Genomic DNA, 8,870 nt, shown 5'->3' with positions numbered 1-8,870 from the left:
CCTGGCGCCACCCAGCCCAATTCGGTCTGGAGCTACGACTTTGTGCACGACCAGTTGGTGGATGGGCGAGCGTTGAAGATGCTTTGCGTGATCGATGAATACACCCGCGAGTGCCTGGCGATCGAGATCGGCGCCAGCCTGCGTTCGCAGGATGTGATCCTAACGCTGTCGCGACTGATGCGCCTGTACGGCAAGCCGGCGTTTGTGCGGTCGGACAACGGCGCTGAATTTACCGCCGCCAAGGTCATGCGCTGGCTGAGAGATGCTGCAATCGGCCCGGCCTTCATCGCGCCCGGCAGCCCGTGGCAAAACGGATTCGTCGAGAGCTTCAACGGCAAGCTGCGCGACGAATTGCTGAATCGCGAATGGTTCCGCAGCCGGGCCGAGGCCAAGGTACTCATCGAACGCTGGCGACAGTTTTACAACGAGCGTCGGCCCCATAGCGCTCATCGCTATCAACCTCCTGCCACGGTCCGTCGAGCCTCGCTGGATTCCGATAATATCGACGCGAGACTCACTGCCTGATTGGTCACAAAATTCCGCCTCAGGTCAGAGACCCACATACGTTTCCATGGCAGCCTCCGTCGTTAGCCGGAGACGCAATTACAGCATGTGGTTATCTCGCCAGCCTTCCCGGCGAAGCATCACGTACACGCGAGGTGCACCGTAATGCACCCGCACTTCCGTGATCTCCTTGATGCGCATCTCCAGCGCGCTTTGATCCCGCGCGACCGACTCGTAACGGTAGACCGTGCGGGACAGTTGCAACAACGCGCAGGTCTGCCGCTGGCTTGCGCCGAAACGCTGCATCAAGTCCGTGACCAGATCACGGCGCCGGGAAGGCTTCAGAGCTTTTTTGACAGCACGTCCTGCAGCATGGCCTTGTCCAGAGACAGATCGGCCACGAGCCGCTTGAGCTTCGCATTCTCTTCCTCAAGCTGCTTCAGCCGGCGCAGCTCCGAAGGCGACAGCCCGCCGTACTTCGTCCGCCAGTTGTAAAACGTCGCGTCGCTAATTCCGATCTTGCGGCACACCTCCGCGACCGGCGTGCCCATCTCGGCCTGCTTCAACGCGTAGGCGATCTGTTCCTCGGTGAACTTACTCTTCTTCACGGCATGAACTCCTGGTCTCGATGACAACGTCATGCCGGCATTTTCCACTTCCAAATGGGACAGTTTTGTGGGCTAGGGTCAGTCTTCAAGATTGTGCAAGCGTGCCAATCACTACCACCTGCCCAAAGCACACAAACACAACCGGATCTTCAGCCGCAACAGTTGCCAACAATGTTACGAGAATCGATCACCCGCGAACGCAAGACGGCGAAGCTATACAGCATCAAGCGATTTGAGCCATCTTTCACTGATCGTCGCCAATCGACACTCAGCAGCGCCCAATGAATCGCAGGAACGCGGGAATTGGCATTATGAATCTCGATGGTGATCTGATTTAAAACACTGATCCGGCAATACTTCCCCCCGCCGAGAACCTTGCGGTACGATCTGCGCAAAAGATTAACCAGATTCCAGGGCCGCTGATGTCTTCGTTCTCCCTCTCCGAGATCGCGAAGCAGTTTTTCGCGCTTCAAACCAATCGATTGTTCACCATTGCGACACCGCTCTCCGGCCGCTCGGAGCTCGTACTGACTGAGTTCGACTGTGACGAAGTGCTCGGCCAGCTGTTCGAGATCAAACTCAAGCTCGCATCGCAGGATCCCAATATCGAGCTCAAGAAGTTGATCGGCAAGCCTGTCACAGTCACTCTGCAGCTGACCGATGCGACAGCCAGCTCGGAGGAACGCTTTTTCCACGGCTATGTGACGGATTTCGAGCATACGGGCACCGACGGAGGTCTCGCGACATACGAGGCCATTGCTCGCCCCTGGATCGCCTTCATGGACCGTCGCCAGGACATTCGCGTCTTCCAGGAGCAGACGGTCGAGGAAATCCTGGACGCTGTACTCCATCGATATCGAAAGTTCGGCGACGTCGAGTTCCGCTTGCACAAGCCGACAGCGAATCGCAGCTATTGCACGCAGTACAAGGAAACGGATCTAACGTTTGCGCTGCGGCTGATGCAGGAGGAAGGACTGTTCTTCTACTTCGAGCATGCGAAAGACGCGCACAAGCTGATCATTAGCGATACGTCTGTCGACGCGCAGCCGATCCCCGGTCGTAGCGCCGCACTGCGCTACTCAACCGACGAGATTCTCGACGACGAGCAGGTCATCACGTCGTTTGCAGCCCGCCGCCAACTTACCTCCGGAAGTACGACGCTCAAGACGGTGGACTACAAGGCGCCCGGAGCGAGACGGCAGGCCCAGGACGACACCGGCATCAATCAGGGTGACGTCGAGAACTACGAAGTGTATGACTATCTTGGTGCACACGGTTTCCCGGATAGTGAGCGCGGCGAACAACTCGCACGCTTCCGTACCGAAGCGCTTGCGGCACATAGCAAGATTTTCGTCGGCATAAGCTACTGTCGGCGCCTCACGCTTGATCGCTACATCCAGATCGAGGATCACTACGATCACGAACGTTCGCAGCCTGAAGATCGTCAGTTCCTGCTGACGTCGATCCGACATCACGGGACGAACAACTACCAGGCACTGCCGGGCGTCGCGACCTATTCGAACGAATTCAAGTGTATCCGCAAGAAGATTCCGTATCGGCCGCTTCGGATGATTGCGCATCCTGTCATTCATGGGATCCAGACCGCGATCGTCGTCGGCCCCCAAGGACAGGAAATCTACACGGATGAACTCGGCCGCGTGAAGGTCCAGTTCCATTGGGACCGACTGGGCAAGAGAAATCAGGCGAGCTCGTGCTGGGTTCGCGTCTCTCAACCTTGGGCAAGCGGCGGCTTCGGGATGATCCAGTTGCCCAGAATCGGCGACGAAGTGGTCATCGTGTTCGGCGACGGAAATCCCGATCGCCCGCTGATCATCTCATCCGTCTATAACGCGCAGAACATGCCGCCGTGGCAACTCCCGGCCAACGCAACCCAAAGCGGGATTCTGACGCGATCAACCAGGGGGGGAAGTTCCGACACGGCGAATGCACTGCGCTTCGAGGATCGGAAGGGACAAGAGGAAGTCTGGCTGCATGCCGAGAAGGATCAGCGCATTGAAGTCGAAAACGACGAATCGCACTCGGTCGGCAACGATCGCGACAAGTCGATCGGCAACGACGAGAGCGCGAAGATCGGCCGGAACTGGACGCTTTCCACTGGTGGCGTCAAGTTTGAAACTGTCGGCCTCGCGTCCGTGCAAAGCGTCGGGCTCGGCAAGATGCTCAACGTCGGACTCGCTTATAACGTCAACGTTGGCGGCCTCTATCTGCGGAATGTCGTGCTGGAGATGGCGACCACCGTCGGGCTAAGCCGTGTCGACCGAGTCGTGCAAGACTGGACCTCGCACGTAGGGCATACGTACGCCGTAACGGTGCGTGGCAAGGCGGTTGGAGATGCGGTTAAACGTGATCGGGAAACACCCCTCGATATCTCGCCGGACTTCAGTCCGCAAATTCCGGATCCTGTTCAGAGCTCGGACAGCAATCAGATTCGGATCACCGATCAAGGTCAGGCAAGCCTGTCCGGTGCTTCAACGGCTCAACTGATCGGTCCAGGCGGCACGATCACGATAGACGCAGCAGGCATTCACTTAAAGGGCAAGGGAATCTATCTCGATGGCCCGGTCACGCAAAGCGGCGGAAGTGCGCGAGGACTCGCACCCGTCACCGAAGCAGACTGCGCGGAATGCGCAAAGAAGACTCAGTCAGCGCACCCTGTCGATGTTGCGACGGGGCAAAAGCTTCTCACGCACGACGACTTTACTTTGCCGGGGCGAGTGCCGATTCAATGGAATCGGAGATACCGCAGCGCCGATCAGCGAAATGGTAGCTTTGGCGTCGCATGGAAGTTGCAATACGCAACGGAAGTTCATACACATACGTCACCGGACGGCACCCTGAAGGTGATCTATGTCGATTTTGACGGTCGACAACTGCACTTCCCCTTTCTCGAGGCTGGGCAAGAACACTTTCATCCGCTCGAAAAATACACCCTTGCGCGACTCGAGGATCGTGCAAACCAGCCGGCGTACGAAGTGCGCTTCTCGAATGGGCTTGTCGAAACTTATGGGCCACACCCCGTAGATCCGAATCGACACCTGCTCCAGCGTTCCGAAACGCGTGATGGACAGGCGCTAACTTTTGCGTACACATCAACTGGTAGCTTGCAGGAAGTTCGCAATAACGTCCATGTGGTCGCGTGTAAGCATGACGATCATGGCCGAATTGTCGAAGTGCATCTGCTAGACGAGCATGGCGATTCCAAAAGAAAGTTGGCAACTTATCAGTACGACGACGAGGGTAATCTGAGTAAAGCGGTGGACCGCGGAGGTCAGACTTGGCGGTACAGCTACGCGAACCATCTCCTCACAAGCTATGAAACGCCTGCTGGCGCTGTGTTTGTCTCGGAATGGGACAGTGATTCGCCATACGCACGCTGTGTCCGAACGTATGCTTATTCCCTTGGAGACGGCGGCAAACACGACATTACGCGCGACACACGATTCGACTATTTGCCTGCTGCGCAAGTCACTCGCGTCACCGATGCGGCAGGCCAAACGACAACCTACCGATACAACGGACTGTGGGCAGTCGATCAGATCACTCATCCTGACGGCAGCACTGAACTCCTTGAATTCGACGAAGCCGGCAACGTATCAGGTCGAATTGACCCGTTGGGCCGCAGGAGCCAGATCATCAGTGATCCGCGCGGAAATCCGATCGTGATTCGGGATGCAGCTGGCCACCTGACTCGCATCGAATACAGCGAACACAACTTACCTACTCGCATTACTGACCCGGCCGGCCAGATTTGGCAGCGGGAATACGATGCCAATGGGCATCTGGTCAAGGCAATCGATCCGCTAGGAAATGCAACCTCGACTGCCTACGAAAAAGGGCTGCCAGTTGCTCACACCGACGAGCTCGGCAATGTGACACACATGCTCTGGAACGATGCGGGTCAACTCCTTGCGCGTACCGATTGCTCAGGGTTCAAGACCCAATACGCATACGATGATTTCGGGCGCCAAACAAGCACGACGAATGCGCTAGGGCAAACGACCAAGGTTCTCGGCAACGCTGCCGGCAACACGACGGCAATCGAACCTGCCGGACTCGGGTGCTGGCGCACCGCCTACGATAAGGCTGGCCGGCCAACCGCATATACCGATCCGCTCGGCCGCATTACGAGTGTTGGATGGGATGCCTTCGATCGGCCACTCAGCATAACCGACGTGGTGGGTGGCTCGTATCGATTCGAGTACGATCGGCGTGGCAAGCTCACCGCACTAACGAACCCCAAAGGCGAACGTGGCACTTTTGCGTACGACCAACTGGGACGCATCATTGAGCAGACCGGATTCGATGGTCGGCGCCAGCAATTTCGATTCAACGCCGCCGGCGAACTGATCGAGCAGATCGATTACGGAAACGACGGACAACTGCGCGCGACGCTGATATACGACAATCTCGGCCAAATGATCGGCCGCCAACTGAGCGACAACACGCAGAGTACTTTCAGTTATGACGAGCGAGGCCTGCTCAAACAGGCCTACCATCACCAGGAGACTGGCGACGTATCGCAAATCACCTACGAGTACGATGCAGCCGGGCGACGTACCGCCGAAGTCCAAGCACATCACGGTCGTGTTTGGCGCCTTCAACATCGACTTGATGCAGTCGGTAATCGCAGCGAGACGCATCTGCCTGGAGTTGGCAACCTGACATGGCAGCGGTACGGAAGCGGCCACGTTCACGGTATGCTGATTGACGGTGCTCCGCTTGCGAGCTTCGAGCGCGATTCCCTACACCGCACGGTCACAAATGTGCAGGGTGCAATCGCTCAGCTGTTCACATATACCGACTCCGGACAACTTGCGTCGCAACAGCTTCAGGATCTCGATTCGCAAAGTCAACCTCGAGCGGGAGCTCGGCCTTGGCGAGCGTGGGACTATGACGTAGCCGGGCAATTAACCGATTTGCACGATGCATGGCGAGGTGCCAAGCACTATAGCTACGATCCTCTTTCGCGACTGCTCGGTGTCGCACGCGAGCGAGGGGAAGCCATTCCCAACGTGACAAGCGAGTCGTTTCGCTACGACTCAACAGGAAATTTGATCGCTAGACTGATGGCCAGCAGCTCCCCGAGTGCTCCCTTTGTGGAAAGCGCACAAAGTGCGACCGGGGACCGGCTGCACCAATTTGTCACGTCCGCGGCTTCTGCGCAAACGCTGGTCGACTTTACTTACGACGGTCACGGGAACCGGACAGCACGTGCGGCACAGCTCATATCAGACAAACCTTCCGTCAAACCGGCGCCTGGTATTCTTGAACGACTCCTACCGCGACACAATGCTTCCGAGCCGAGCGAGACAACGCTGCCGCCGCATGTCACGCGCTATCGTTATGATGCTGCTCATCAGCTGATTGGTGTCGAGCACGCCGATGGCGGCCGTACGGAATATCGTTACGACGCGCTGGGGCGCCGGATCGCCAAAATCCGCACGTCGGCCGGGCAGGCATCGCGCATGACGTTGTTCGTTTGGGACAACGATTGGATGTTGCAGGAAGTGCATGCCAGCATGAGCACACGAGATGACGTGCTCGTGACCTATGTTCCACACCCTGATCACCAAGGCCCGCTTGCACAGCTGGCGAATGGCAAGCGCTATCACTATCTGAGCGATCATCTCGGAGCGCCACAAGAGCTCGTCGACGACGAACGCGAAGTGGTCTGGGCAGCAGACTTCGACGGTTACGGGCGGAATGGCCAACAGATTGTCGCGAAAATCGACAATCCGATTCGGTTTCCGGGTCAGTATCACGATGCAGAGTCCGGGTTGTACTACAACCGTCACCGCTATTACGATCCGGAGGCCGGGAGATACATCAATCAGGATCCTCTCGGTTTGCTCGCAGGTCCCAATAAATACATCTATGCCGACAGCCATCCCTCCATGGCAATCGATCCGATGGGCCTGCTGTCGATCCCTGCTGGCGCTGAAATGGGTGCCGCTGCAGGGACGGCACTCTTTCCCGGAATCGGTACGATAATTGGTGCTGCAGTCGGCACATTGGCGGGGATTGGCGTGGCTGTCTGGATGGCATCTTCCGCATCGTCGGACAAAGCCGGGAACAAAGTGAGTCCGATCGCAGACACAATACAGCCGCCGGGCAATTGCTCCCCGGGCGAACATCGCAGGCTCCAGGACGAGGTCAACCGTGCATGCAAACGCCCCAGAGCGTGCAAGGCCAACATGGACCAGCCGACCGTTCTGCAGATGCGCGAAAACAACCGGGAATGCGCGATGGCAAGAGATCTGATCAACAAAAAGTGCTTCGCGGGTGGAGACGCCAACCACCGTAACGAAGCACTCGAAGCATGGGCGAATGTTGCGAAGTGCGAGGGGTTACTGAAATGAGTTTGGATTTCTCAACGTTTCCGAACGATTCCTTCCCAAAGGGAGAGTCGATCACCGACAGATCCGGGATCGAGTCATGTGCTGTCGATGATTTCTTTCGAGGAAAAAAGCGCTTCGAAGTAACGCTCAAGGAATTAAGGGAAGACTACGAATGCGATGAATCCGCGTGCCTCACCTTTATGAAGCCGAAGGCATTTGCGTTTTTTCTTCCGTTGTTCATGAAGATTGCGACCCTCGAGTACGATGAGGCGGACAACATCCCCGACTCTCTTGTCTACAAGCTGCACCGAATGGCAACTGGTGGAGCGAGTGACTGGCTCGATGAAATTTCGAAGACATACACAAAAAATCAACGAGACAGCATCATTGATTTTCTCGACGAGATGAGCCGAATCGAGTGGAGGCACCAAGATCCCGACTTGGCGGCAGATGCTGCCAGTCTGCTGCGTGAAATATTTTGATCAGCGCTTTTCGATCCAAGTCGAAATCGACCCGAAGACCCGCCCTATCCAGCACGACGAGGATCAAAGTTTCTTGTTGAACAAACAGAGATGGCATCCGCGGAGCGTCTAAAAGCAGTGTTCGGACGATACGTAACTCACCCCGAATTCTTGGGGCTCGAGTTGAGCGATCAGAATCAGCGTGGTGCTGTCGATGATACCGTTCTGCACCTCGCAGCTCGAACAGGTGCGATTGACGATATGAAAGTTCTGATCGATGCCGGTGGTGCACCGCTCGAGGTTGCTGAGCTTAACAAGAATGCCGAAATAATCCGACTCCTCAAGACTCTCCGATGAAACCCATTATCCGAAAAGGCGACACAACGGATCACGGCGGTACAGTGCTCGACGGCTTTGGCCATTCGAACTTGAACGGCCGACCAGCATCCGGTGTCGGCCATATGGTCCTGTGTCCGAAGTGCCAAGGTGCCTACCCGATCGTTCAGGGCTCCAGTCAGTACACGATTGAAGGCCGCGCCGTTGCGCTGGACGGGATGAAGACTGCATGTGGCGCGTCGCTGATCGCCAGCCAACAAGAATTCTTGGCAAGCGAGTGATGCTCTCTGGCTCCTAATGAATCGGGCCTTGCCCGCGCCACATGCATTTCCATCGCTGAAATGCAAAAACCCCCGCCTTTCGGGCGGGGGTTCTTGGCTAAGGGAGCCTGACGATTACCTACTTTCACACGGGAATCCGCACTATCATCGGCGTAGAGTCGTTTCACGGTCCTGTTCGGGATGGGAAGGGGTGGGACCGACTCGCTATGGTCATCAGGCAAAGAGGGTTGTCACGTTGCTTCGCAACGCGACCAATCTGGGAAGAAGCAGTAATCTTGAGTTGTGTGTATCACACACGAGAATCCAACTTGTCGCTTTGGA

General features: G+C 56.7%; 4 protein-coding genes, 1 rRNA gene and 1 pseudogene. 4 read left to right on the top strand and 2 right to left on the bottom strand.

From position 1 onward, the window contains the following. Window positions 1-525, top strand: a 525-nt coding sequence (locus tag B7G54_RS37490; RefSeq protein WP_133059268.1) for an IS3 family transposase, incomplete at its 5' end; no start/stop codon positions are given. 87 nt (window positions 526-612) lie between these two features. Here B7G54_RS37490 and B7G54_RS37485 read toward each other — a convergent pair. Continuing rightward, window positions 613-1,112: pseudogene (locus B7G54_RS37485) on the bottom strand (transposase); the annotation flags it as partial. A gap of 422 nt (window positions 1,113-1,534) precedes the next feature. Between B7G54_RS37485 and tssI the strand changes: the two are divergent. The 3 genes from tssI (at window position 1,535) to B7G54_RS37470 (ending at window position 8,549) form a co-directional block, all read left to right on the top strand. Beyond that, a complete protein-coding gene (gene tssI, locus B7G54_RS37480) occupies window positions 1,535-7,492 on the top strand; it encodes a type VI secretion system tip protein TssI/VgrG (protein WP_085043663.1) in 5,958 nt (1,985 codons plus the stop codon). Next, window positions 7,489-7,953, top strand: a complete 465-nt coding sequence (locus tag B7G54_RS37475) for a DUF6714 family protein (protein WP_085043662.1) — start codon at window positions 7,489-7,491, stop codon at window positions 7,951-7,953. The genes tssI and B7G54_RS37475 overlap by 4 nt, the downstream gene beginning before the upstream one ends. A 332-nt stretch (window positions 7,954-8,285) precedes the next feature. Next, window positions 8,286-8,549: a PAAR domain-containing protein gene (locus B7G54_RS37470; RefSeq protein WP_085043661.1), complete on the top strand. Its 264-nt coding sequence runs from the start codon at window positions 8,286-8,288 to the stop codon at window positions 8,547-8,549. 105 nt (window positions 8,550-8,654) lie between these two features. Here B7G54_RS37470 and rrf read toward each other — a convergent pair. Further along, window positions 8,655-8,767, bottom strand: a 5S ribosomal RNA gene (rrf, locus tag B7G54_RS37465). Between the last annotated feature and the right edge of the window lie 103 nt (window positions 8,768-8,870).

This window comes from Burkholderia puraquae (assembly GCF_002099195.1).
In the GTDB taxonomy this organism is placed as follows: domain Bacteria; phylum Pseudomonadota; class Gammaproteobacteria; order Burkholderiales; family Burkholderiaceae; genus Burkholderia; species Burkholderia puraquae.
The sequence above is the reverse complement of the archived record's forward strand: the minus strand, read 5'-3'. Positions and strand labels throughout refer to the sequence as shown.